Raw genomic sequence first — 23,727 nt, 5'->3', positions numbered from 1 at the left:
CGCGACCGGACGCCCCTCGATCCGGTAACGCCCTTGCGCTGTTCCTGCGTTACCGGGTCGTGGTCGAGGGGGATCCGGGCCGGGCTCGGGCCAGGTGTCAGCCCTGGGAGAGGGAGTCGGCGCGGACCATGACGCAGTCGAACTCCAGCACGCGGCCGGTGCTCTCCTCACGGGTGACCGGGTACATGCCGGTCACCTCGAAACCGTCCGCCTCGTACACGGCGATGGCCTCGCCCATGCGCGGCATGCCCTCGTAGATCCGCATCAGGGCCACCTCGGACTGTAGGCCCACGAACTCCCCGATCCGCTTGCCCGCGCCCGCGTAGGCCTCCAGGTCGAAACCCTGGGTGTCCATCTTCAGGTAGGGGCGCGGGTTCTCGATCCCGGCGAGTGCCTCGTCCATGAGGCCGTCCAGGCGGCGCAGTTCGATCTTTTGGGTGTGCGTCTTCCGAAAGCGCCTGTACCGGGTGTTGCCGAACTCGCTGGCACCCAACAGCGAACTCATCGACCCCGGCACGACGTTGATCTCGGCGGTGCCGTCCTCACGGCCCAAGGCCATCTCGTGCACCTGCCAGTCGCTGTCCTGGGCGGCCACGGCGCGCAGCTTCGCCACCATGTCGGGGACCGGTTCGAACGAGACGATCCGCCCCCGATAGCCGTGTTCGCGCAGGCTACGGCCGTACTGACCGATGTTGGCGCCCACGTCGAAGACGCAGTCGACCCGGTAGTGCCGCAGGGTGGAGGCCACATGTCGGGCGCCCAGGTGGTTCTGCGCCCTCTTGTGCAGCGCGAGCTCGTCGGCGTCGCTCATGGACTCCCGGGCGAGCAGTTCCGCGCCCGGTCCCAGGGGCGTCCGGGTCCAACCCCGGGGTGGAACGATCGGGCGGTGGTCGCTCTCCCCCCGGGTCACCAGCCAGGAGCGTGGCCCGGCCGGGGTGACCCGGTAGTCGCCTCGGCGTTCGAGCACGGCCGCCCCCGGGCCGAGGTCGTGCACGTTGACCCGGCGGCCCAACAGGTCGAGTAGGCGGCGGCGAAGCGTGGGCATGGTCTCCCCAGTGGTCACTGTGGGTGGTGGTGTGGACATTACGCGTGGTCGAGGGTTCTGTCGAGCGGTTCGGGGATATCGGTGGCCGGAAGCGTCTCCACGAGGGCCCTGGCGTAGTGGACCTTGCGGCCGGCCGTGGTGCCCAGGAAGCGGTGCAGTTGCCGCTCGGGCGCGCGGTCGCGTTGGGCGGGCTGGTTTCGGAAGGTGCGCAAGGAGCGTAGGTCGCCCTGGGCCGCAACGACCCGTTCCACACCGGCGACCCCGTGCGCGCGGATCAGTTCGTCCTCCAGGTCGGCCACGCACGCGTGGAAGCCGCGCGCCGCCGGGTCGGCGCCCAGACCGGCCTTCTCCAAAGCGCTTCGGAAGTGGCCCTCCTCGCCGACGTCGTAGAGCCCGGCCAGGCGCAGACCCAGCCCGGGTGGCCCCAACCGCTGAGTGAACCGGCCGATGCCGGTGGCCCCGCCCATGGACAGGATGGTGGTGCCGCGCGAGGCCAGGTCCAGACCGCGTCGCCCGGCGAGGGCCACCAGGGCCGCTCGGTCGCTGTCGCCCTCGACCAGGACCGCGGTCCGCGCTCGGTGGAGTGGTCCCATACCCGTCACTCTACGAAGGGTGCGGCCGGTGTACCCGCTCAGGCCTGTTCGGTGGCCTCCTCGGGAAGGCCACGGCGGGGGACGACGTCCTCGGGGCGCAGGGGTTCGTCACAGGCCGGGCAGTGTCGCGGGGAGTCCAGGGACAGGACGTGCTCGTGGCCGTCGGCGGCGCGGTGGCGCAGCTCGACCGGTGGTTCGTCGAGCAGCCACCGGGATCCCCATGTGAACAGGGCGAACACCACCGGGGCCAGGTCACGGCCGGCCTCGGTCAGGTGGTACTCGTGCCGTGGCGGGCGCTGCTGGTAGGCGCGGCGCTCGACGACGCCGGTCTCCTCCAGGGAGCGCAGCCTGGCGGTGAGCCGGTCGCGGGGCGCCCCGGTGTTGCGGGCGATCGCGTCGAAGCGGTGCACCCCGAACAGGAGTTCGCGGACCACGAGCAGGGACCAGCGTTCACCGACGATCTGCAAGGTCGCGGCAGCCGGGCAGGGGCGGCCCGGGACGGTGACGGAGGACGGTCGTTGCGGCATGCCCTCAGGATCGCACGGGGTCAATGGTTTGAAAACCAAACCCACCATGTAACGTGTCCTCCATGCAGACTCACGACAACGCCCCCCAAGCGTGGGGCGAACCTCGCGGCAAGACCGTCACCTGGTTCGATCCCAAGCTCACCGTCCAGGGACGTGAGGGGCTCAGCGGCCTGGAACACCTGGAGGCGGGGCTGCGCGGGGAGATCCCCTTCGCCCCGATCGGCCACCTCATGGGCTTCCGGTTGAGCGCGGTCTCCCAGGGCGAGGTCCGCTTCGAGGGCACCCCCGACGAGTCCGCCTGCAACCCCATGGGCGCGGTGCACGGCGGCATGATGTGCACCCTGCTGGACTCGGCCGTGGGCTGTGCCGTCCAGAGCACCCTGCCCGCAGGCGTGGGCTACACCTCCGTGGAGATCAAGGTCAGCTACCTGCGCCCGGTGTTCGCCGGAGCCCCGCTGTACACCCGCGGGTGGGTCACCAAGCCCGGCCGCCGGGTCGCCTTCGCCGAGGGCGAGATCCGCGACGCCGCCGACAAGGTGGTCGCCACCGCCTCCTCCACCTGCCTGGTCTTCGAGATCTGACCGGAGCCGCCCCGGCCGCGCACGGGTCAAGGCGATGGGGAACCGGCTCCCTTCGGGTCGGTACGGCGCATCCGCTCGAAGACCAGATCGAAGGTGAAGCCCGCGGCGAACCCCATCGGCACCACGAAGAACAGCAGCCGCCGCGCGTCCAGGTCCGCCAACAGCTCCGGCGCGGTCAGCAGCTGCGCCGCCACGTAGGTCAGGACGGTCACCGCCCCCGCGCCCAATCCGCGCGCGCAGGCCCGCAGCACCGTGGGAGAGGCCCCGAACGAGTCGCGGATCAGCCCGCCGGAGACCGCCGCGCACATCGGTGCGCCGAGCAGCAACGCCAGGGTGGCGGTCCCGGCCGGTCCGGGTCCGGGCACGAACACGATCGAGGCGAGCGCGGCCACCAGCAGCAGGATCGACGCGAGGAGCCCGCCCGACTCCGACCACCGGTCCAACCGTCGTGAACGCCGCTCCCGTCGCCGGCTCGCGGCCCGCCGCCCCACCTGCGCGCGCAGCACTCCGACGACGCGCTCCGCCGACCCGGTGGACCAAGGCTCGCCGAGCACGTTCACGTCCGCCTCGAGGACGTGCTCCCCCGAACGGGGGAGGTCGGCCCACACCTGTCGGGCCCCGCCACCGAAGGCGGCCAAGGCGACGACCGGGATGTCCCGTGCCAACGCCAGAATCCCCGCCACCCGGGTGGTGCGTCCGCCGCCGACCAGGATCACCCCGTCCGTCTCCAACAGGGTCCGGTAGAAGGGGACCTCCCACTCCTCACCGATGTCGCGCACCGTCGTGATCCGCACCGACGCCCCCTCGGGCAGCTCCGGCGCGTACTCCTGGTGCCGTGCCTGGTGAGCCAGTACCCGGCCCCGCGGGGTGTCCGCCGCCGCGTATCCGCCTACCACGAGGGTCTCCGCGTAGTGGTCGCGGTCGGAGAACACCACCAGGTCGAAGGAGTCCAGGGCCAACGCGCGCCCCAGTTCGTGGCAGGCCGCGCGTGCTCGGTCCAGGTCGCGCAGCGGCGGATCGTACTCGCGCCGGGAGTCCAGGCTGCCGACCACGGCGATCCGGGGACGCCGGTCCGAGGAGGCGGTGGAACCGGGGGAGGGCGTGCTCAAGGTTCGAGGCTCCTTTCCGTTTCGGGATCCGGACCGGGACCGGGGTCGGGGTCCAGGCTCGCCAGGGCGTCGGCCGCGTAGTCGATCCCGGTGGTCTCGCGCACGGCCTGGGAGAGCCAGGCGATGGTGTCCTCGGAGCGGTGTTGGTGCGAGAGGTGCTCCACGAGCCGGCTCACCCGATCGAACGTCGGTTCGGTGACCGGCCAATGGAGGGGGTTCTGGGCCCGGCCGCCCCGCAGCTCTCCGAGCCTGCTCAGGAAGGCCCGCCACAGGTGTTCCTCGTCCAGGCCGGGTACACGGGACAACACGTGCGCCACCCGGCGCCTCAACGGATCCCGCGGCTCGATTCCCTCCAGGACGCACTCCTTCGCGCGGGGATCGGAGTGCTTCCCGTTCGCCCGCGCCCCCGCGTCCCACGCCGGCCGAACCGCCCCGGCCTCGTCCAGCGGGAGGGGCGGTAGGGGAGTGGCCGCGGCCCGGGCCACCAGCCCCCCGATCCGAAAGCACAGTGCCCGGTAGTCGTCCGGGGCGGTGTACATCAGGTCCAGCACACCCCGGTCGGCGTGCCCGACCGGCTCCACCCAGTCCAACCGTTGTCGTTCCCGGACCGCGATCGGCAACGGGCCGCTCAGCGGGGTCCACACCAAGGGAAGCAGCGGCTGGGCCGCCTCCCCGTTCACCGAGCCGTTCGATCGGAAACGGCGCATACGTTCCTCGAACACGGCCCACTCCCGCGCGCACCACTCACTGTCGAGTTGGGTCTCGCTCAACAGCACCACCATCGTGGCGGCGGTCGCGCAGTGCTCCAGTAGTTCCTCGCGCCATCTCCCGCCCTGTTCCAGGTAGGGGCCGCTGAGCCCGGTGGCGTGGTCGTCGGTGTGCAGCCGCACCGACCGCTCCAGGTCGGCGTGGAAACGCAGCACCTCCGCCCGGTCCGCCTTACGGCCGCCATAGCTGGTGAAGAAGGTGCCGGAACGTTCGGGGGCGCCCTTGCCCGTGGCCTCGTGAGTACTCAGATCTCCGGTACCTCCAAATCGATGTGGGCACGTTCGCTGAACGGGTCTCCGGTGTGCCGGGCGGAGCTGTTGAGGTAGTTGGCGAAGGCGATCTCGGCGTGCGGGTGCTGCGGACCGAAGCGCTCACGCAGGGCCTCCTGGGTGCGCACGTCCAGTGCGACCGCCTCGGTGATCTCACCGGCGGCCACCAGGGTGTTGGCCCGGTTGACGGCCGCGCCCAGGGTGAGGGGATGCCGTGGTCCCACCTGGTCGTCCTCCGCCAGCCCCTCGTGGGCCAGTCGCGCCTGCGCGGCGGCGTGCTCGACCTCGCCGGCCCGGCAGGCGTAGGCGGCCAGGTTGGATCGGGCCACGAGCGTGAACGGGTGCCGTTCGCCGAAGGTCCGTTCGTACCCGTCCACGCAGGCCTGCGCCCGCAGCCAGGCCGGTTCGAAACGGTCGTCGGCGGCCAGGCAGGCGGCCAGCTCCAGGCCCATCGCCAGACTCCGCGGGTGGTCCTCGCCGTACTCGTTCATGTGCAGTTCCCTGGTCCGAAGGATCCGGCGCAGCGCCTGATCGGATTCGCCGACCAGGCGTTCGGTGACCGCCAGCTCCTTGCGGGCGTGCAGGGTGTGCGAGGACAGCTCCCCGACGGTACGACGCAGCAGGTAGGCGGCCTGATGGATCTGGCGCTGGGCGATCACGTACTCGCCCATCCGGCGCCGGTAGGTCGCGGCGGCCGAGGACAGGATCCACGTGTGCGGATGTTCCTGGGGCAGCAGTTCCCGCGCGCCCCGGAACGCGTGGGCGGCGTTCTCCAGGGCGGGGCCGTACTCACCGGCCGCCGCCAGAGACAGCGCCAGGTTGTGTTCGGCCAGCAGGGTGTGCTGGTGGTCGGGCCCGCGGTCGTCGAGGTAGGCGTCGTAGGTCTTGCGGTCGTGGAGCAGCGCCTCTTGGAACCGGCCGAGGGCGCGCAGGTCCGAACCCATTCCGCGCCGGGTCAACAGGGTGAACGGATGCGCCTCGCCCAGGACCTCCAGCTGGAGGTCGAGGGTCCTGCTGTTGAGCCGATCCGCCGCGCGGTGATCGCCACGCGACCGGTGGACGTTGGCCAGCTGGGTGGCCAGACGGAGCCGGAGCTGGTCGCTTTCGCCGAAGGATTCGGTCCAGGTCTCCAACAGCGGCGCGCCCAGACGCAACGCGGCCCCGAACTCGCTGCGCCTGTGGTGGTAGCGCACCTGGTTGACCAACCATCGGCGCACGTCGTCGTGGGCGCTGCGGTCGGCGCCGGAGGGGACGATGTGCCAGCGCAGGTGTTCGTACCGGTGTTCGTGCCGGGTGTCGTCGGCCTCCTCGTCGTGCGGCGCGTAGGCCGCCAACAGTAGACGGGCCGCCTCCCGGAACCGGTCGCGTTCGCCCTCGGGGACACGGTCGCGGACCACCTCCTGTACGGCCGGGTGCACCGAGAACGTCTTCAGGTGCCGGTCGTGGTGGAGCAACAGCACCCGGGTGAGCTGGTAGTGGATGTGGTTGAAGTTGATCAGCCCGCTGCGGTACCGGGGATCGGCCTCGCCGTACTCGGCGGCGGCGCGCGGCGAACGCAGCAGGTCCTCGGGGATGCCGTGCGGGGACAGGTGCGAGACCAGTCGGATCAGGCACAGACTCGCCGGGTGGTAGCCCTCGATCTCGTCCAGGGCCAGTGACCCGCTCAACCGTTCCTCGAACGAACCCTCGCCCCGGGTGACGGAAGGTTCGCGCTCGTCGAGCAACCGGACGTACTCGGCCACCGCCCGGCCCCCGTCGTCGCGACGTTGGGCGGAGTTCAGCCACTCCAGGGCGCGGTGCAGTAGTGCGGGCAGGTGGCCCAGGCGTCGGGAGAGGCCGAGCGCGGTGGTGGCGTCCACCTCCGGGCACCGGTCGTCGAAGAGCTCCACGACCTCCTTCTCGGTGAAGGGACCCACTTGCAGACAGCGCCGGTGCCCGTAGGTCTCCCAGTCCCGGTGGTAGGAGGTGACGATGACGTGCCCGTGGTCGTGGGGGATGAGCGCGTCCAGGTCGCCGGGCGGCCCGGCGTTGTCGTAGACCAGCAGCCACCGGTGCACCGGTCGGCCCCGGCACAGCGCGTCCAGCACGTGCTCGGGGCCCTCGATCCGCCGGTCGGGATCGCCCGGGTCGTCGGGGGTGTGCCGGTTCAGTTCGGGTGCCAGGTCGGTCAGGGAGGCCTCGACCTTCTCCGAGCGGTCGGCGGAGATCCACCGGATGAGGTCGTAGTCGCTGCGGAAGCGTCGGACGAACTCGCGCACGATCTCCGACTTGCCGCTGCCCTGCATGCCCACCAGCACCACCGGTGGTTTGTCCTCCATCCCTTGGCCGAGCAGGTCGCGGATCCGCTCCAGGTGCCCTTCGCGGCCGCTGAAGTTCGGGTTGCCACTGGGCGCGTTGTTGATCCGCTCGGGGTTGGGCTCGCCGGGGTAGCGAGGTCCGTGCTCGGGCCCCGACGAACGGCGGCTGTCGAAGGCCGGATCGAACCGGGCCAGGAGTGCGCGGCGGGCGTCCCGTTCCTCACGTATGCGTAGGTTGAGCCACTCCGCCTCGGGGAAGTCGTCGGGTGGGGCGCCCTCCCCGATGGTCACGCCGAGCACCCGGTGCGCGCCGTTGCCACCGTGGTCCGGCTCTCGTTCCAGGAGCCGTGCCAGGACGTCCATGGCGGGGGATCCACGCAGGTGGGCGGAGACCAGCACCGTGACGACGCTGTTGGCCGGTGCGTGCGGTGGCACGTCCGGGCCGTTCCTGGTCCGGATCACCCGGATACCGACCCACTCCAGTTGGGCGCCGACCCAGTCGACCCACACCCGGTCGCGGGGATCGGCCACCAGGACCACCGACGTGACCGTCCCGTGCCGGATCTGCTCGAAGACCAGCTGGACCTGTTCGGTCTGTTCCTGGGTCAGGTGGCGTCCTCGGGGAACGTCGCCTTCGGTGAGCAGGGAGGTCAGGCGCTCGTAGGAGTGGAACAGGGAGTTGGGCGTCCTGGTCCGTTCCAGGAAGGCCGCCAGGGTGCGACGTTCGGCGATGGCCGCCTTGTAGGGGATCTCGGCCCGCCCCCAGTACCGCCACGGGTCGTCTTCGGGCACTTCGACGTAGGGGGCGAACCGGGCGTAGACGGAGTCCAGGTGGGCGGTCAGCTCGGGCAGGTCCTGGTCGACCCTGGTCAGCACCGGGTGGACGGGAACGTCGGGTGTCTCGGCCCGTAGGTCGGCGGTGATCCCCACGGCCTTGGTCACGGCGTTGTGGTTCAGGGGAAGGCACAGCACGACCTGGTCGGCCAGGAGCGTGGCGCACTGGCGTCCGAACAGGCCGTTGCCGGGGGCGGTGTCCACCAGTACGTAGTCGAAACCGCTGTGCAGCAGGCGGGTGCGCAGTGCGCGCAGGAAGTGCCGGGCCGACGGGCTGGTCGCGAAGCGCGCGTTGTGGATGTTCTGCAGCAGGACCCGTTGTTCGGGGTCGCGGCCGCCGGGCCCCAGATAGCCGATCTCTCCCTCGGGGACCCCGGGGATCACCGTCCATCGGCTCAGACGGTCGATGCGATGATGCAGCTCGGTGCCCTGTCGACACACCTGGGCCGGGTCGGCCCCCGGGACCTGGGTCTGGGCCATGATCTCGGTGACCATGTCGACGATCCCGTGTTGGGGCTCGCCGCGCAGGGTGAACAGCGGCGCGAAGTACTCCCGCAGCTCCGGATCGCGCAGGTGGAAGTCCACGAGCAGGACGCTGCGTCCGGTGCCGGCGATGTTCCAGGCGATGTTGGCCAGGGACGTGGTGCAGCTGCTTCCGGACAGGGGGGAGTGGAACACGAGGATCCGACCACTGGAGTTCGTCTCCCCGCTTTCTTTACTGGTCAACGTGGCTCCGGGATTTCCCATATCCGTTCTTCTTCGGGCGGGCCAGGGGCGTTCGGTCGCTTTCTCCGGGGTATTTCGGACGGGGTAGGGGTGTTCCCGGTTTCGTGCCCGGAGAACCCGGTGTGTACCGGAACGAGATCTCGAAGAAGGGGAGGAAGGAAAGGATGGGGATCATGTTTCGTATGTGGTGTTTGTTGTCCCTATTTGTCCTAAGAAGAAAAGGGGAAGAAAAAAAAGTGGACCCCCGGCGTCGTGCCGAGGGCCCCACCCGTGTCGACTCACTCTCGGAACGGGACGCGATACTCCGAGGCCCGATCCTCGGCGAAATCCACCAGTCGCTCCTGCCGGCGCGCCACCGCCGGCCGCTCCGGATTCGCCACGTGGCGCAGTTCCCTGCCGCGCCCGCGTCGGTCGGCCAGGGCCATCGCGGCGGAACGGCGCATCCCCAGTTCCTCGCCCTCCTCGGCCAAGGCACGACGGACCCGGGAACGGTAGGTGTGACGCACGACGAAGTAGACGATCACCGCCACCAGGAACACCAACAGGGACTTGAGCACGGTCCCGGTGACTCCCCCCAGGATCGGGGAGTCGAAGAACCAGTGCACGCCCATCGCGGCCAACAGCAGCAGGGCCGCCCGCGTCCCGTGCCGTCGACCGGGTCGCCACGACGCCGCGACCATCAGACCGACCGCGGTGCCCGCCACCGCCGACATGGCCCAGTGCGAACCCAGACCGGTGAGCCCCACCCGCAGCAGGAGGGTCTGGAACACCGTGGCGGGTCCGTCGAGGCCACCCACCATGGGGATCACGTTCATCGTGTAGGTGAAGTCCTCCACCAGCTGGAAGCCCAGACCCACCAAGGCGCCGATCACGAAACCGTCCATGGGCCCGCGCAACACGCGCGGCGCCATGACGGCGATCAGGACGACCCCGGCGACCTTGATCAGTTCCTCGTTGACGGGAGCGCTCAACGCCGCGCCCCAGGCCTCACCGAACGGCAGTCCGCCGAGGGTGTTCCAGATCGTCATCAGGTTGCCGTTGGCGATCAGCGCGAGTCCCACGGCGGCGGTCATGCCCCAGAGCAGGGCCAGGAGGGAGAAGGTCGTCGACGGTGGTCGTACCGGGCGGATGCGGCGCAGCAACCAGAAACCGATGACGCCGACCACGGCGAGGACCAGCGCCGACAGCACCGACTCACCGAAGAACACCAGTACGGCCCCGAGGAGGCCGTTGACCATGATCGCGAACCCGGCCAGGCACAACAGTCCGAACACGACCGAGGTGACCAGGCGTGGGAGACGCCGGTGTCGAGACGGATCCTCATGTGGGGCGGGCAGTCTTTCGACGCCCTCTCGACCTTGCCCGGAATCGCGGGGAGGAGGCACGTGCGCGTCCTTCCTTGACGGGATCTCGGGTCCGGGGCGTGCGTGGCTCATGCCCCTCCTTCCGTTCGGTCGAACCTGATGGACTGGAGGAGCTTGTCCGCGTCGGCCAGATCGCCCCCGCTGTCCTCGCCGACGGCCAGGGACTCCACGGCGAAGCCTCCGTTCGGGGAGGGGAAGAGGGCCGCGGTGCCGATGCCCTCGTTGCTGTGCAGGGTCCCGGTCAGGCCCTGGGCACCCGACTCGGCGGTCACCGGACGGGGATCGGTGAGGCTCGCGGAGGAGTCGCCCACCCGAACGACCTCGCGCATGCCCTCCCACAGCGCGGTCTCCGACGACCTCTCGGGCGGGGTGACCACGGTGACCCGTAGGCGCACCGGCCCATTGCTGAACTGGTACTGCTGCCCGGCGCTGCTGGAGCCCGGGTGGAGCTCCCAGCCGTCATCGAAGGACAGTTTCGCCTGATGCCCGGAACCGGTGGCGATCACCATGCTGTGCCCGGACTCGACGGGCGTGGTGTCGGGCAGGACGGTGTTCACCGCGGCCCACCCACCGACCAGGATCGCGATCGCGGCGACGGCGATCCCCAAGGGGAACCATCCGCTGCGCGGTCCGCGCGGCCTCGCGTGCCGAAGCGTCTCGCTCTCCTCCACCATCGTGCCCCCTCGCTGTGCGGTGTGTATTCACCAGCGAAGCATCGAGCCGGGCCCCCATAGTGGAAGAAAACGGTACTTGGCGTACGTTTGCGACGATTTCACCGAACCTCGGGTCGGGGAAGACCCGCACGTGGAATCCGAGAGGAACGGGCCGAATGAGAACTCGTGGCGGCGACCCCGGGAACGCGCCGCACGTCCTCTTGGCATGTCGACGCGAACATGATGGGATGCCAACGCCCGAAAGCACCCCCGAAACCGAAGGCCAACGCGAGCCGATGTCGAAGAAGACCGACGCCCTCACCAGGAACCGTTCCTCCCTTGGTCACCGAATCCGTTACGCACTGCGCAACCCCGCGAAGGTGGGACCGTACGTGCGCCGTTCCATGCGCGACCTGCGCCTGCGCCTGACCCACCGCGACCACGTCTCCTACTACCGCGCCGTCATGGCCTCCGACGCCGCCCGCGACCCCAGGGCCGCGGTCGGCAGCCGCAACGAGGAACGGTGGCTGGCGCTGGGGCGGATGCAGTTCGAGTACCTGCTCGGACACGGGTTGGAACCCGGCCACCGCATGCTCGACATCGGTTGCGGGAACCTGCGCGCCGGCTGGCGGTTCATCGGTCACCTGGACCCGGGCGGCTACTACGGCATCGACATCTCCCCGGACATCCTCATGTCCGCGAAGAAGGTCCTGGCCGAACGCGGCCTACAGCACAAGCTCCCGCACCTGACCATCACCCAGGACCTGACCTTCGATTTCCTGCCCGACAAGCACTTCGACGTCGTCCACGCGCACAGCGTCTTCTCGCACTCGCCGCCGGAGGTCATCGACGAGGCCCTGGCCCACGTGGAGCGGATCCTCGCGCCGGGCGGCTTCTTCGACTTCACCTTCGACCGTACCGAGGGCACCGAGCACCACGTGCTGCGCGAGGACTTCTACTACCGCACCGAGACCCTCGTCGCGATGGCCGAGAAGCACGGGCTCCGTGCGCGTTTCATGGACGATTGGGAGAAGCTCCCGCACGGCCAGTCCAAGATCCGGGTGACCCGCCCCGACCTCCAGGAGTGAGCGGGGACGGTCACGGCCTTCGGTGGCACCCGGTTCCAGCATGATCACCAGGGGTGATGGTCGAGTGCCCATTGTCGCGGTTCGGTCCCGAACCGGTCTACAAACGACCTTGAGGTGTCCTGGTCGTCATCCGAACCCGGGTTTCGCGAGTCAAAGGGATGAATCCCCCATATCCCCCGGTTCGGCACTCTCCGTGACGAGCCACTCGCGAAAGGCCGTCCATGCTCGTGACAGCCCGCCTCAAGCGCGCTGCCGAACTCCTGATCCCCCACTCCGTCAGGGCCCGTCGAGAGGAGGAACGCCTCAGAGAACGGGTACGGGTCAAGGAGGAACGCCGTCTGGAACGCGTCGCCAGACGCCGCGCCGCCCTCTTGGACTCCGACGCCGACCTGCGCTCCTACACCGCCGAGGGCACCGAGCGCATCGGTCGCGTCGTGCGGGAGCACACCGCGACCGGAGCCGCCGACCGCAACCTGGACCTGGTCCTGCGCGCCCTGGAACACGCCGGGATCGACCACTTCCTCGTGCCCGGGCGTTCCCCCCAACGCCACGTCCTGGGCGTACACCGCTCCCGGCGCAAGGACCTGCTGGAGGCCATGCGCGAACTCCACGACGACAGCCCCCTGTACGCCCTCGCGCCCGGCCCCGACGGCAAGGCCGCCAGAATCTCCGCCTACGTCGACGGCGCCCTGGACGCCGAGGTCAAGAGCGGCCTGGTGATCCGCTTCGCCGAACTCCTTCTGTCCGAACACGGAGACGAGTTCGGCGGGTTCGACCACGGCTGTGACGTCGAGTTCTGGCGCGACGCCACCAAGGTCCTGGCCGGGGAACGGGCCGAACACGCCCTCGACCGGCTCCGCGTGAAGATCCCCGTGGACGCGATGGAAGGGGCGCTGCTGGCCCGCGCCCCAACCGGATCGCCGACGTACTGACCACCGACGCGCGAACGCCCGCCACGCTCACCGTCCGAGGGCGCGAACTACCCACCTTCGAGCCCTTCTCGCACCGCCACCCCGAGGACGTCGGGTTCCCGGTCGACGTCGTCTACACCTGGGTCGACGGCGCCGACCCCGTGCACGCCGCCAAGCGCGCCCACCACCGCGGCGAGGTCGTCGACCTGGCCACCCACGCCGCCAACTCCTCGCGCTACACCGACCACGAGGAACTGCGCTACTCGCTGCGCTCACTGCGCATGTACGCACCGTTCGTTCGCCACGTCTACCTGGTCACCGACGCGCAGGTGCCCTCCTGGCTCGACACCGAAGTCCCGGGTCTCACCGTGGTCGACCACCGGGACATCTTCACCGTTCCCGACGCGCTGCCGGTGTTCAGCTCACGGGCCATCGAGACCCAGCTGCACCACATCGAGGGCCTGTCGGAGCACTACCTCTACCTCAACGACGACGTCTTCTTCGCCAAGCAGGTCGGGGCCGAGTACTTCTTCCACTCCAACGGAATCGTCCGGCTCCCCTTCTCCAGCCACCAGATCGGCGTCGGAGCCCCGATCGCCGAGGAGGTCGCCCCCAACTGGGCGGGCAAGAACGCCCGCGCGCTGCTCATGGAGGAATTCGGCGCGACCATCGCCCAGAAGGTGCGCCACGCCCCCTTGCCGCAGCTGCGCCGGGTCCACCGGGAACTGGAGGGGCGTTACCGGGAGGACATCGAGCGCACGGCGCGCTCGCGCTTTCGACACCCGGACGACATCGCCCCGGCCACCACCCTGCACCAGTACTACGCCCTCTTCAGCGGGCAGGGGGTGCGCGGCAAGTACCGCACCCGTTACATCGACATCGGAACCGAACGGGCACGGGAGGACCTGGCGGAGTTGAGCCTGGACGCACCGTTCGACTTCCTGTGCCTGAACGACTTCGACACCCCGCCCGAACGTCAGGAGGAGGTGGCCGAGATGCTCCGCGACTACCTGGAGCGCCGCTTCCCGTTCCCGTCCCCGTTCGAGCGCGCCGACGTCCTCGTTGGTGAGGACGACCCGTCGCACGCCGAGGTCGCGGCCTGATCGCCCCCTGGGGCGCGGACCAGGGCCGCGCCCCGGGACGGGTTCGTTCCGCTCGTCACAGGGTCGTGGACATCGGGCCGCCGTTCCACTCGACCGCGTCCGTCAGTGCCCGTTCCAGGTCCATCGCCTCGCCGGTCAGGTCGGCCTGGGCGCGGTGCAGGTTCATGACGATGCGCTCGGCGTCGGCCCAGTCGGCGAACTCGCCCAGGTCGGCGCAGCGAGCGGCCTCCAGCGGGGTGCGGCCCTCACGCACCGCGTCCTGGGCGGTGGCCAGCACGAACCGGTAGTAGCGCTCGTGCGCGGCCAGCACCCCGTCCAGGTCGTGGGCCTGGAACACCGGGCCGTGCCCGGGTACGACGTGTTCGGGGGAGAAGGAGCGCACCCACTCCAGCGAGCGCAGCGCCCCGTCGAGCGAGCCCATGAACACCAGCGGGGTCAGCCCGTGGAAGACGAGGTCCCCGGTGAACAGCACCCGCTCCTGCGGCAGCCAGACCACCACGTCGCCGGGGGTGTGCGCGGTGTATCCGGGGTGGTGCAGGTCGACCCGGCGACCGCCCGGGTGCAGGGTGAGTTCCCGGCCCAGGGTCACCGAGGGGACCCTGCGGGTGACCTCGCCCCAGTCGGGGACGGGCTCCCACACGGGAGGGACGTTCTCGAACAACGGGTCGTTCTCCAGGGCCTGGCGCATTTTGGTCTGCCCGATCAGCACGGTCGAGTCGGGCAGCACGCTGTTGCCGTAGGTGTGGTCGCCGTGCTGGTGGGTGTTGAGCGCCCAGCGCACGGGAGCGTCGTCGGTGACGGCCGCGAGGGCGTCCAGGAAGCGGCGGGTGCGCGTGGCGGTGGCGCAGGTGTCGATCACCAACGTGCCCTCGGTTCCGGTGACGGCGCCGGCGTTGTTCACCCACCAGGTGCCGTCGGGCTGTACCCAGGCGTACACCCCGTCGACGACCTCGTGCAGCGCCCCGCTCTCCGGTCCGGTCCCCGTCGCCTCGCCCACGTGCGTCCCTTCGTTGATGGCCGTTCATCGACCCGGCAGCGTAACGCACGGTCACGTTCCATAGGCGAGGATCGCTTCAAGAACCTCGAACACACCGCCGAGACCGAGTGAGCCTCAGGGACGCCGGTCGAGGAAACTCGCGACGGCGTCGCCGAAGAAGACCGGATCGTCCAACCAGGGGAAGTGCCCACCACCGGGTTGCGTCACCGTGCGGGCGTCGTCGAACAACCGCGCCGCGTCCACGGCGACGTGCGGCCGCGGCGTACCATCCAACTCCCCGGCCAGGAGCAGGACCGGCACGCCCCAGGACGCCACCACCGCGCGACCCGCCTCCGGATCGAAGGCGTCCGGGGGTGAGAACAACCCGGCCGCGTGTTCGTTCGACTGCTCGACCCCGGTGGCCGCGTGCGCCCGGGCCCGTTCGTCCCAGCGCCCGTAGAAGAACGGCATGACCGCGTCCCAGTCCTCGCCGGAGGCGGAACCGTTCGCCAGGTTCGTGTAGCCCCGCAACGCCGCCTCGAACCAGGGTTCACCGGAACGAAGGGCGGCGGCCTCCTGGAGGTGCCCGTCGGTGAACTCGACCCCCAAGGGTCGCATCCGCGCGGTCACCAGCACCAGGGAACGCACCCGGTCGGGGTGGGCGAGCGCGTACAGCAGCCCCAGATCCCCGGCCGCGGAGTGGGCGAGCACGTCCATCCGTTCCAGGCCCAGATGGACACGGAGCGCCTCCACGTCGGCGACCTGCCGATCACAGCGGTACCCGGAATCGTCCTCGGGGGCCTGTGAGTCACCGGTTCCGCGCAGGTCGAGCAGGACGAGTCGGCGATGGGCGGACAACCCACCCAGGTCACCGAGGTAGGCGGAGGCGCGCATGGGGCCGCCGGGCAGGCACAGCAGCGGTTCGCCGTGTCCGTCGGATCGGTAGGACAGGCGGGCGCCGTCGGGAGCTTCGAAGGTGGGCATGACCGTCATCCTCGCGGCACGGACCCCCCATGGGCAAGGGGTTCGTGCCACCCGGACCAGGGGCTGCTACGGTCCGCCGTATGCGAGACGAGCCCGCCGACGTCGACGAAGATCGCCTCCTGTCCGCCCTGGCCGACTGGGGCGTGCGCGCCGTGGCGCTGACGCACGTGCCCCTGGGCTTCGGAGACCACCACTGGAGCGCCACCGACACCATGGGGCGACGCTGGTTCCTCACCCTGGCCGACCTGGAGCACAAGACCTTCCTCGGCGAGGACCCGCGCACGGTGCTCGACCGGTTGGAAGGGGCCATGGACACCGCGGCCCGACTGCACGACGACGCCGGGCTCGGGTTCGTGGTGGCGCCACTGCGTTCGCTGTCCGGCGCCACCGTCCACACAGTGGGCGCGCGCTACGCCCTGAGTGTCTTTCCACACGTGGAAGGCGTCTCCGGGGAGTTCGGTCAGGTCCTGGAACCGGCCCGCCGCGACCGGGTCCTGGACACGCTCGCGGCGCTGCACCGGTGCCCGCCCCCGGGCACCGCGCACACGCTCCCGGTCGCCCTGGAGGGCACCGAACACCTGGCCGCCCTGGCCGAGGACCCCCGCGGGCTCGGCGATCACGGGCCCCTGTCGGGCGCCGTCGTCGACCTCCTCGACGAGTACGGCTCCGCCCTGCGCGCCCACCTGACCTGGTTCGGGCACCGGGCCGCCTCGGTCGACCCGGCCCGGGCCGTCATCACCCACGGCGAACCACATCCGGGCAACCTGCTGTGGCGCGAGGACCGGCCACTGCTGGTCGACTGGGACACCGTCGGCGTCGCCGTGCCCGAGCGCGACCTATGGCCGGTCACCGACGACCCCGAGGCCCTGGCCCGCTACGCCGACGCCTCCGGGCACGTTCCCGACCCCGACCTGCTCGACCTGTACCGGTTGCGCTGGGACCTGCGGGACGTGGTGGAGTTCGTGGACCTGTTCGGCGCCCCGCATCGGAGCAGCCCCGACACCGAACGGGCGCTCGCGGAACTGGCGGGCGTGCTCGCCCGCCTGGTCACCTGAGAACCGTCAGCGATCCGACCCCGCGGGCACGAACACCCGCAGCGCCGCCGGACGTTTGCGGAACGACATCGTCGGCGAGCCCTCCATGACCTCGCCGTCCACCGCGATCAACCTCGGCCGGGAGGGGATGGCCAGGGTCAACGACTCGACCAGGCGTTCGCTGTAGCCTCGGCCCGACAACGGCCGCCCCAACAGGACGTCCATCACGGCCCGCAACCGGGGGAAGGGGTAGCGGGCGCACAACACCCGTACGTCCAAACGTCCATCGTCCAGATGCTCGCGCAGCCCCGGCACCCGCGCGTGCGTCCGGTACCGGCAGTTGCCCACGAACGCCCACCACACCTTGGCCTGATGTCCGTCCACCAGGGCCGGGGTGGGCCGCACCTCCCGCAGGTCCCGCCACAGCGCCCACGCGAACGCCGGCCACTTGCCGATCCGCTGCGCCCACCGGTCACGATGCTCCACCATGTGCGGGTAGGACCCGAACGAGGAGGTGTTGAGGAAGACGTGCCCGTCGACCTCGCCCACGTCCACCCGCGCCAGACGACGGTCGGTGAAGGCGCGCAACGCGATGTCCACCGAGGTCAGACCCAGGGTACGGGCGAAGTTGTTCAGGGTGCCGTCCGGTAGTACCAACAGGGGACGGTCGTGCGCCAGGGCGGCGGTCGCACCGGCGTTCACCGTGCCGTCGCCACCGGCGACCGCCAGCACCTCGCAGTCGCGCGCGGCCTCGTCCATCACCTCCACGATGTCGTCGTCGGCCGACATCGGCATGATCCGTGCTCGGGGCAGCTGCCGGGCCACCCGGGTGGTGGTGTCGGCCATGGAGAGACTGGGCAGGGCGCCTTCGGCCGAGCGCGGATTGAGCACCACCGTCACCCCGGCGCCCTCCGGGTCCACGTCGGCCTCACCGGCGGGGACGGTGCTCGCGCCGTGCACGAGTTCGGGCCTGGGTGGGATGAGGGCCCTGGCTGCCAGGGCGGAGGCGAACCCGATCGCCATTCCGCCGAGCACGTCGCCCGGGTAGTGCACGCCGCTGTGCACCCGTGAGAACCCCACAGTGCCGGCCAGCGCGGTCACCAGCGCCGACAAGGGCCTGGGAGCGTCGGCGGCCACCCCACCGGCGAACCCGAACGCGGCGGCGGTGTGCCCGGAGGGGAAGGAGGAACTCAGGTAGGTCCGGTAGGGGAACCTCGCGGCGGGGATCGCCGAACTGTCCGGTCGGGGCCGCCGCGCCAGGTACTTGATCCCGGAGGCGGTGGCGTTGGCCAGGCCGGCCGCGACGATGGCCCGCAGCGAGGTACGCCGCAACCTGGGCCCGCCGGTGACCGCGAGGGTGGCCGAGACCATCATCCAGGGGGCCATGTGGTCGGTGGCCTGAACGAACCGCGGCGTGTAGCCGTCCAGCCGCGGGGTGCCCACCCGGGTCACTTTGTCGTAGACGCTCTTGTCGATGCGTTGTAGGTGACGCAGGATTCGCATGCGCCCAGCCTGGTGGGAACCGGATGAGTTGTCCATAAGCCGCACGAGGGACTCGGGGCCGGCGCCCTCGACGGTCACCGACGGGCTTCGCCCGGCCCCCACCGGGCCGGTGACCGGAACCGGCCCGGTGGATCACGTTTGGAGGGCGCCCTGGGCGAGTAGGGTTCGGGCGTTCCCCCCAAGGAAAGGCGCCCATGACCACCAACGAGAGCCCCGAACAGACCCACGTCGTGGTCCTGCACTCCTCCCACCCCCTGGACACGGACCTCGCTCGGACCTATCCCGAGCACCGGGTCACCGTCCTCACCGACGGCCCGCCGGTCGTCGTCGGGGACGACCTCACCCCGCCCGACACCGTCTCCATGCCGCGTGGCGAGTGGCACGACCAGCTCGCCCGCTGGGCGAGGGGCGGCCCGGTCGAGGTGGTGACCTTCGACGAGAGCTGCGCCGAGGCCTGCGACGAACTGCGCTCCGCCCTCGGGCTGGGCCCTCGCCCCTCCGAGAAGGTCTGAGGCCCAAGCCCCTCACCCCTGTCGTGGGCGGAACCGGGTCGGGGCCGCCCACCGGGGTCGGCCGTGCCCGACGTCGGGTCCGGGTCGGGCTGATCCACGAGACCCGCGCGGGGACACCCGGGTGCCCCGGCCCACCACCCACGGAGCGCACGCGAACACTGCTGGATCCGGTCGCCTCCGGCCCACGCCCACGCCCCGTCCCCTGATTCCGGTGGCCCCGTCGGAAGACCGACCGGACACCGTTCGAACCGCGTGAGCCTTCTTCGTCGGACACCCTTCGTCGGACACCACCCATCCGACCGGCCCTGGGCACCGAATACCTCGTGACGGCCGCACCACGGCACACGAGAGAGCGCATGAGCACACACCACCGAAGGCGGATCGCGGTGATCGGCGGCGGGGTCTCCGGACTCACCGCCGCCCACGTCCTGCACCACCACGACGACGTCACGCTGTTCGAGGCCGATGACCGGCTCGGTGGGCACGCCCACACCCACCACCTCCCCGGCCCCGACGGTGGACCACTGGGTGTGGACAGCGGCTTCATCGTCCACAACCGCCGCACCTACCCCCACCTGCTGCGTCTGTTCGACGAACTCGACGTCGCCACCCGCCCCACCGAGATGAGCCTGTCGGTGAGCTGCGCCGGTTGCGGACTGGAGTACGCGGGGGCCAGGGGGCTCCGGGCCCTGTGGCCGAACCGCTCCCGAGCGGGCGTCGACTACCTGCGCATGCTCGGCGACCTCCCACGCTTCCATCGGGCCGCGAACCGCCTGCTCAGGACCGCCCGCCGCCTGGGAGGAAAGCGGGACACGGTCGGCCCCACCCTCGGGGCCTTCGTCGAACACCACCGCTTCTCCCCCTACTTCACCGCCCACTTCCTGCTTCCGTTGGTCTCGGCGGTCTGGTCCTGCTCGGCGGGCACCGCCCTGGAGTACCCGGCCCACCACCTGTTCACCTTCCTGGAACACCACGGCATGCTCGGGATCTGGGGATCACCGCGCTGGCGCACGGTCGTGGGCGGCTCGCACACCTACGTCGAACGGGTGGCCGAGAACCTGCACTCGGTGCGCACCGGCACCCCCGTACGCGGGGTGGCCAGGGGTGACCGCGGCGTCCGGGTGCGCACCGACGACCCGCGTGACGCCGACGGGCTGGCCCGAGCCCAGGAACGCAAGATCGACCGGCTCCTGGACTCCGCCCGGGTGGGGGAGGACACCGAACTCCTGGAGATCGGCACCGGCTGGGGCGAACTGGCCGTGCGGGCCGCCCGGCGCGGTGCGCGCGTCACCTCCATCACCCTGTCCACCGAACAACGCGACCTGGCCCGCGCCCGCGTCGCCGAAGCCGGTGTGGCCGACCGGGTCGAGGTGCGACTGTGCGACTACCGCGACGCGACCGGTTCCTACGACGCCGTGGTCAGCTGCGAGATGATCGAGGCGGTGGGCGAGAGGTACTGGACCGCCTACGTCACCGCCCTGGACCGCCTCACCAGGCCCGGCGGCAGGGTGGCGTTGCAGTGCATCACCATGGAGCACGCCATGATGCGCGCCTCGCGCGGCTCCTACACCTGGATGCACAAGTACGTCTTCCCCGGCGGACTCATCCCCTCGGTCACGGCCCTGCGCCGGGAGTTGTCCGCCCACACCCGGCTGCGCGTCACCGACCGACACGCCTTCGGCCGGGACTACGCCGACACCCTCGGGGTGTGGCGCCGCACCTTCGTCGACGCACTCGACCAGGTCCGCGAACCGGGCTTCGACCCCGTCTTCCACCGCATGTGGACCTTCTACCTGGCCTACTGCGAGGCCGGATTCCGGTCCGCGATCATCGACGTCGAACAGATCACCCTGGAGCGCCCGACATGACCATCACCCCTTCCACCACCGCCACCCGGGACCGACCCGGTGACGGCCGGGGCGCACGAGGGGTGGCCCGCCTGCTCGGCCCCCTGGTCGACGCCTTCTTCAACGGGGTCTCACCGGTACGGCTGTGCTTTTTGGACGGCAGCGAACACGGACCGGCGAACGCGCCGCGGGCGACGGTACGCGACCGCGACGCCCTGCGTCACGTACTGGCCCGCCCCGGAGAACCGGGCCTGGCCCGCGCCTACGTCACCGCAGGCCTGGAGGTCGAGGGCGACCTCACCGACGCCCTGCGCCGCGTATGGGCCTCGGTACGCGAACACGGCACCTCTGTGCCGGTCCCGGCCGACTGGGTGCGCCTGGCCCACGCCGCGCTGGTCCTGGGCCTGGTGGGGCCACCGCCGCCCGCACCGATCACCGAGGCGCGCATGGGCGGGCGCCCGCACAGCCGCGAACGCGACGCCGCCGCCGTCTCCCACCACTACGACGCCGGCAACGACCTCTACGAACTACTGCTCGACGAGACCATGGCCTACTCCTGCGCCTACTGGGATCCCGCACGGCCCGAGCAGACCCTGGCCCAGGCCCAACGCGCCAAACTCGACCTGGTCTGCGCCGACCTCGGACTGCGCCCCGGCGACCGACTCCTGGACGTGGGCTGCGGGTGGGGTTCGCTCACCCTGCACGCCGCTCGCGAGTACGGGGCGTGGGTGCACGCGGTGACCCTGTCCGCGCGCCAACACGACCACGTGGTCGAACGTGCCGCCGCCGAAGGACTGGAACACCTGGTGGACGTGCGCCTGCTGCACTACCGCGACATCGCCGACGACACCTTCGACGAACCCGTCGGGCGCGGGTTCGACGCCGTGGCCACCGTGGAGATGGGCGAACACGTGGGCCGGGACGCCTACGGGCCCTTCACCCGACGACTCCACGACCTGCTGCGCCCGGGTGGCTCCCTCCTGGTCCAGCAGATGTCCCGGCGCGGAGCCCACCCCGGCGGCGGCCCCTTCATCGAGCGCTACATCGCCCCCGACATGCACATGCGCCCGCTCGGTGAGACCGTCGCGCTCATCGAGGACGCCGGGCTGGAGGTGCGAGGCGTACGGGGCTGCGCGAGAACTACGTGCGCACCGCCCGCGCCTGGTCCGAGGAGCTGGAGCGTCGATTCGACGAAATGGTGCGGATCGCCGGCCCGCAGACCGCGCGCGTGTGGCGGCTGTACCTGGCCGGAGGGGCGCTCGCCTTCGAGGAGGGGCGCATGGGCGTCGACCAGATCCTGGCCCACCGCCCCGAGGAGACCACGTGAGCGTCGGCGCCGCCCTGGCCCTCGACCTGGGGGTGACCGCGCTGGTCCTGGCCGCCGTCATGCTCACCACCTTCGCGATCGGGGTGCGGCTGAGCCGGCACAGCGTCGTCGACTCCGCCTGGGGCGCGGCCTTCGCGGCCACCGCGCTGACCACCGGCGTGGTGGTCACCGCCACCGGACACGGCGCCCCGACCCGCGTCTGGCCACTGGTCGCGCTGACCACCGTGTGGGGGCTGCGCCTGGCGGTGCACATCGGTCTGCGCGGCCGGGGCAAGGGCGAGGACCCGCGCTACGAGAGGTTCCTGGCCAACGCGCCCGGCGACCCGAACCTCTACGCGCTGCGCGTGGTCTACCTGCTCCAGGGAGCCTTGGTATGGCTGATCTCCACGCCGATCCAGGTGGGCGCGTTCACCTCCGGAACCTTCGGATGGGTGGCCGCGCTCGGCGCGCTGCTGTGGCTGACCGGGTTCCTGTTCGAGTCCGTGGGCGACGCCCAGCTCGCCCGGTTCAAGGCCGAACCCGCCAACAAGGGCCGGATCATGGACCGTGGCCTGTGGGCGTGGACCCGCCACCCCAACTACTTCGGCGACGCGTGCGTGTGGTGGGGCCTGTTCCTGGTCGCCGCGGGTTCGTGGTGGGTCCTGCTCACCCTGCCCGCCCCACTGGTGATGACCTACCTGCTCACCCGGGGCTCCGGCCAACGGCTGATGGAGGAGCACATGGCCGGTCGCCCCGGCTGGGCCGAGTACACCGAACGCACCAGCGCCTTCTTCCCCCTACCGCCCCGGCGCGGCCCCCACGCCTGAGGGGGCGTGGTCGGGGCGTGCCCATGGCCCGGCCACGCCCCGACCGGTTCAGGTCTCCGGTTCAGACCGACGGGACCTGACCACCGTCGACCCGGATGACCGAACCGGTCACGTACGCGGCCTGCCTGCTCGCCAGGAAGGCCGCCACCGCGCCGTACTCGGCAGGGTCGCCGTAACGGCCGGCGGGGATCGAGGCGCGACCCTTCGCCCGGGCCTCCTCCAGCGAAAGCCCCTCACGTTCGGCCCGGACGCGGTCCAACGAGTCCACCCGAGGGGTGGCGATCCGACCCGGCACGACGACGTTGGCGGTCACCCCGTCCGCGGCGACCTCGGTGGCCACCGTCTTGGACCAGGAGTGCAGTGAGGCCCGCAGCGTGTTGGACACGCCCAGGTTCGGGATGGGGGTGATCGGCCCCGACGAGGTGCTGGTGATGATCCGCCCCCAGCCGCGTTCACGCATCCCGCCCACGACCGCGTCGGTCAGCTCGATCACCGGCAGCACCATCGCCGCGTACATGTCCCGCCACAGGGCGGGCTCCTGACCCAGGGCCGGTGTGGGCGGCGGTCCGCCGGTGTTGTTGACCAGGATGTCCACCGGACCCAGGTCGGTGGCGACACGGTCGGCGACCTCTCGGGCGCGTCCGTGCTCGGTCAGGTCCCACTCGACGCCGACGGCCCGCGCCCCGCTCGCCCGGCAGGCGTCGACGGTGGCCCCGAGACGTTCGGTGTCACGGCCGGTCACCGCCACGTTCACCCCCTCCGCCGCCAGGGCGAGGGCCATGGCCCGACCCAGCCCCGAACTGGCCGCGGTCACCAGCGCGACCCTGCCGGCGATTCCCAGATCCATCTCGTTTCCTCCGCTGCGGTCCG

At 70.9% G+C, this 23,727-nt stretch carries 20 protein-coding genes and 2 pseudogenes; 10 read left to right on the top strand and 12 right to left on the bottom strand.

Annotated elements, in window-relative coordinates:
- Positions 1–97: 97 nt before the first annotated feature.
- The 3 genes from NLI01S_RS18310 to NLI01S_RS18300 are packed head-to-tail and all read right to left on the bottom strand — an operon-like array spanning position 98 to position 2,165.
- On the bottom strand, positions 98–1,045 hold the full coding sequence (locus NLI01S_RS18310; RefSeq protein ID WP_067606223.1) for an FkbM family methyltransferase: 948 nt from the start codon (positions 1,043–1,045) through the stop codon (positions 98–100).
- Positions 1,046–1,083: 38 nt separating this feature from the next.
- Entirely contained in the window at positions 1,084–1,638 is a 555-nt protein-coding gene (locus NLI01S_RS18305) for a TOPRIM nucleotidyl transferase/hydrolase domain-containing protein (RefSeq protein WP_067606221.1), read from the bottom strand.
- A 38-nt stretch (positions 1,639–1,676) separates the two neighbouring features.
- Positions 1,677–2,165 carry a winged helix-turn-helix transcriptional regulator gene (locus tag NLI01S_RS18300; protein WP_067606219.1) on the bottom strand — a complete coding sequence of 163 codons (489 nt, stop codon included), beginning with the start codon at positions 2,163–2,165 and terminating at the stop codon, positions 1,677–1,679.
- A gap of 62 nt (positions 2,166–2,227) precedes the next feature.
- On the opposite strand from NLI01S_RS18300, the gene NLI01S_RS18295 reads away from it, so the two are divergent.
- A complete protein-coding gene (locus NLI01S_RS18295) occupies positions 2,228–2,746 on the top strand; it encodes a PaaI family thioesterase (protein ID WP_067606216.1) in 519 nt (172 codons plus the stop codon).
- Between the two features lie 26 nt (positions 2,747–2,772).
- Here the strand turns inward: NLI01S_RS18295 and NLI01S_RS25815 are convergent, their stop codons facing one another.
- The 5 genes from NLI01S_RS25815 to NLI01S_RS18270 form a co-directional block, all read right to left on the bottom strand.
- On the bottom strand, positions 2,773–3,855 hold the full coding sequence (locus tag NLI01S_RS25815; RefSeq protein ID WP_067606214.1) for a hypothetical protein: 1,083 nt from the start codon (positions 3,853–3,855) through the stop codon (positions 2,773–2,775).
- Complete coding sequence (locus tag NLI01S_RS18285; RefSeq protein ID WP_223809290.1) at positions 3,852–4,871, bottom strand: toll/interleukin-1 receptor domain-containing protein; 1,020 nt, start codon at positions 4,869–4,871, stop codon at positions 3,852–3,854. Before NLI01S_RS18285 ends, NLI01S_RS25815 begins: the two co-directional genes overlap by 4 nt.
- On the bottom strand, positions 4,868–8,749 hold the full coding sequence (gene fxsT / locus NLI01S_RS18280) for an FxSxx-COOH system tetratricopeptide repeat protein (RefSeq protein ID WP_190318514.1): 3,882 nt from the start codon (positions 8,747–8,749) through the stop codon (positions 4,868–4,870). Before fxsT ends, NLI01S_RS18285 begins: the two co-directional genes overlap by 4 nt.
- Before the next feature lie 278 nt (positions 8,750–9,027).
- Positions 9,028–10,185, bottom strand: coding sequence for a PrsW family intramembrane metalloprotease (locus NLI01S_RS18275; RefSeq protein ID WP_067606208.1), 1,158 nt, complete (start codon positions 10,183–10,185; stop codon positions 9,028–9,030).
- On the bottom strand, positions 10,182–10,787 hold the full coding sequence (locus tag NLI01S_RS18270; protein ID WP_084392696.1) for a hypothetical protein: 606 nt from the start codon (positions 10,785–10,787) through the stop codon (positions 10,182–10,184). Before NLI01S_RS18270 ends, NLI01S_RS18275 begins: the two co-directional genes overlap by 4 nt.
- Positions 10,788–11,062: 275 nt before the next feature.
- On the opposite strand from NLI01S_RS18270, the gene NLI01S_RS18265 reads away from it, so the two are divergent.
- The 4 genes and pseudogenes from NLI01S_RS18265 (at position 11,063) to NLI01S_RS26680 (ending at position 13,868) form a co-directional block, all read left to right on the top strand.
- Positions 11,063–11,854: a class I SAM-dependent methyltransferase gene (locus tag NLI01S_RS18265; RefSeq protein ID WP_067606206.1), complete on the top strand. Its 792-nt coding sequence runs from the start codon at positions 11,063–11,065 to the stop codon at positions 11,852–11,854.
- Between the two features lie 221 nt (positions 11,855–12,075).
- Complete coding sequence (locus NLI01S_RS26685; RefSeq protein WP_307602125.1) at positions 12,076–12,786, top strand: hypothetical protein; 711 nt, start codon at positions 12,076–12,078, stop codon at positions 12,784–12,786.
- A pseudogene (locus NLI01S_RS26755) lies at positions 12,771–12,923 on the top strand (sugar phosphotransferase); the annotation flags it as partial. The gene NLI01S_RS26685 and the pseudogene NLI01S_RS26755, both read left to right, overlap by 16 nt.
- Before the next feature lie 3 nt (positions 12,924–12,926).
- Positions 12,927–13,868 carry a stealth conserved region 3 domain-containing protein gene (locus tag NLI01S_RS26680; protein ID WP_307602122.1) on the top strand — a complete coding sequence of 314 codons (942 nt, stop codon included), beginning with the start codon at positions 12,927–12,929 and terminating at the stop codon, positions 13,866–13,868.
- A gap of 55 nt (positions 13,869–13,923) precedes the next feature.
- Here the strand turns inward: NLI01S_RS26680 and NLI01S_RS18255 are convergent, their stop codons facing one another.
- Together NLI01S_RS18255 and NLI01S_RS18250 are read right to left on the bottom strand one after the other, a co-directional pair.
- The gene (locus NLI01S_RS18255; RefSeq protein WP_067606204.1) at positions 13,924–14,865 is read right to left on the bottom strand and encodes an MBL fold metallo-hydrolase; all 942 of its coding nucleotides are present in this window, start codon (positions 14,863–14,865) and stop codon (positions 13,924–13,926) included.
- Positions 14,866–14,979: 114 nt separating this feature from the next.
- The gene (locus tag NLI01S_RS18250; protein ID WP_067606242.1) at positions 14,980–15,828 is read right to left on the bottom strand and encodes an alpha/beta fold hydrolase; all 849 of its coding nucleotides are present in this window, start codon (positions 15,826–15,828) and stop codon (positions 14,980–14,982) included.
- 80 nt (positions 15,829–15,908) lie between these two features.
- On the opposite strand from NLI01S_RS18250, the gene NLI01S_RS18245 reads away from it, so the two are divergent.
- The gene (locus tag NLI01S_RS18245; RefSeq protein ID WP_190318513.1) at positions 15,909–16,883 is read left to right on the top strand and encodes a phosphotransferase; all 975 of its coding nucleotides are present in this window, start codon (positions 15,909–15,911) and stop codon (positions 16,881–16,883) included.
- A gap of 6 nt (positions 16,884–16,889) precedes the next feature.
- Here the strand turns inward: NLI01S_RS18245 and NLI01S_RS18240 are convergent, their stop codons facing one another.
- A complete protein-coding gene (locus NLI01S_RS18240; protein ID WP_067606202.1) occupies positions 16,890–18,365 on the bottom strand; it encodes a bifunctional phosphatase PAP2/diacylglycerol kinase family protein in 1,476 nt (491 codons plus the stop codon).
- Between the two features lie 194 nt (positions 18,366–18,559).
- On the opposite strand from NLI01S_RS18240, the gene NLI01S_RS18235 reads away from it, so the two are divergent.
- The 4 genes and pseudogenes from NLI01S_RS18235 to NLI01S_RS18220 all read left to right on the top strand — a co-directional run bounded on the left by NLI01S_RS18235 (position 18,560) and on the right by NLI01S_RS18220 (position 22,857).
- A complete protein-coding gene (locus tag NLI01S_RS18235; RefSeq protein ID WP_067606200.1) occupies positions 18,560–18,877 on the top strand; it encodes a hypothetical protein in 318 nt (105 codons plus the stop codon).
- Between the two features lie 356 nt (positions 18,878–19,233).
- Positions 19,234–20,745 carry a class I SAM-dependent methyltransferase gene (locus NLI01S_RS18230; RefSeq protein WP_067606197.1) on the top strand — a complete coding sequence of 504 codons (1,512 nt, stop codon included), beginning with the start codon at positions 19,234–19,236 and terminating at the stop codon, positions 20,743–20,745.
- A pseudogene (locus tag NLI01S_RS18225) lies at positions 20,742–22,051 on the top strand (class I SAM-dependent methyltransferase). Before NLI01S_RS18230 ends, NLI01S_RS18225 begins: the two are co-directional and overlap by 4 nt.
- The gene (locus tag NLI01S_RS18220) at positions 22,048–22,857 is read left to right on the top strand and encodes a DUF1295 domain-containing protein (protein WP_067606195.1); all 810 of its coding nucleotides are present in this window, start codon (positions 22,048–22,050) and stop codon (positions 22,855–22,857) included. The pseudogene NLI01S_RS18225 and the gene NLI01S_RS18220 overlap by 4 nt, the downstream one beginning before the upstream one ends.
- A 61-nt stretch (positions 22,858–22,918) precedes the next feature.
- On the opposite strand, the gene NLI01S_RS18215 is transcribed toward NLI01S_RS18220, so the two are convergent.
- The gene (locus NLI01S_RS18215; protein WP_067606193.1) at positions 22,919–23,704 is read right to left on the bottom strand and encodes an SDR family oxidoreductase; all 786 of its coding nucleotides are present in this window, start codon (positions 23,702–23,704) and stop codon (positions 22,919–22,921) included.
- Between the last annotated feature and the right edge of the window lie 23 nt (positions 23,705–23,727).

The organism is Nocardiopsis listeri NBRC 13360 (genome assembly GCF_001570765.1).
Classification (GTDB): Bacteria; Actinomycetota; Actinomycetes; order Streptosporangiales; family Streptosporangiaceae; genus Nocardiopsis; species Nocardiopsis listeri.
This window is presented reverse-complemented; position numbering and strand designations above follow the sequence as displayed.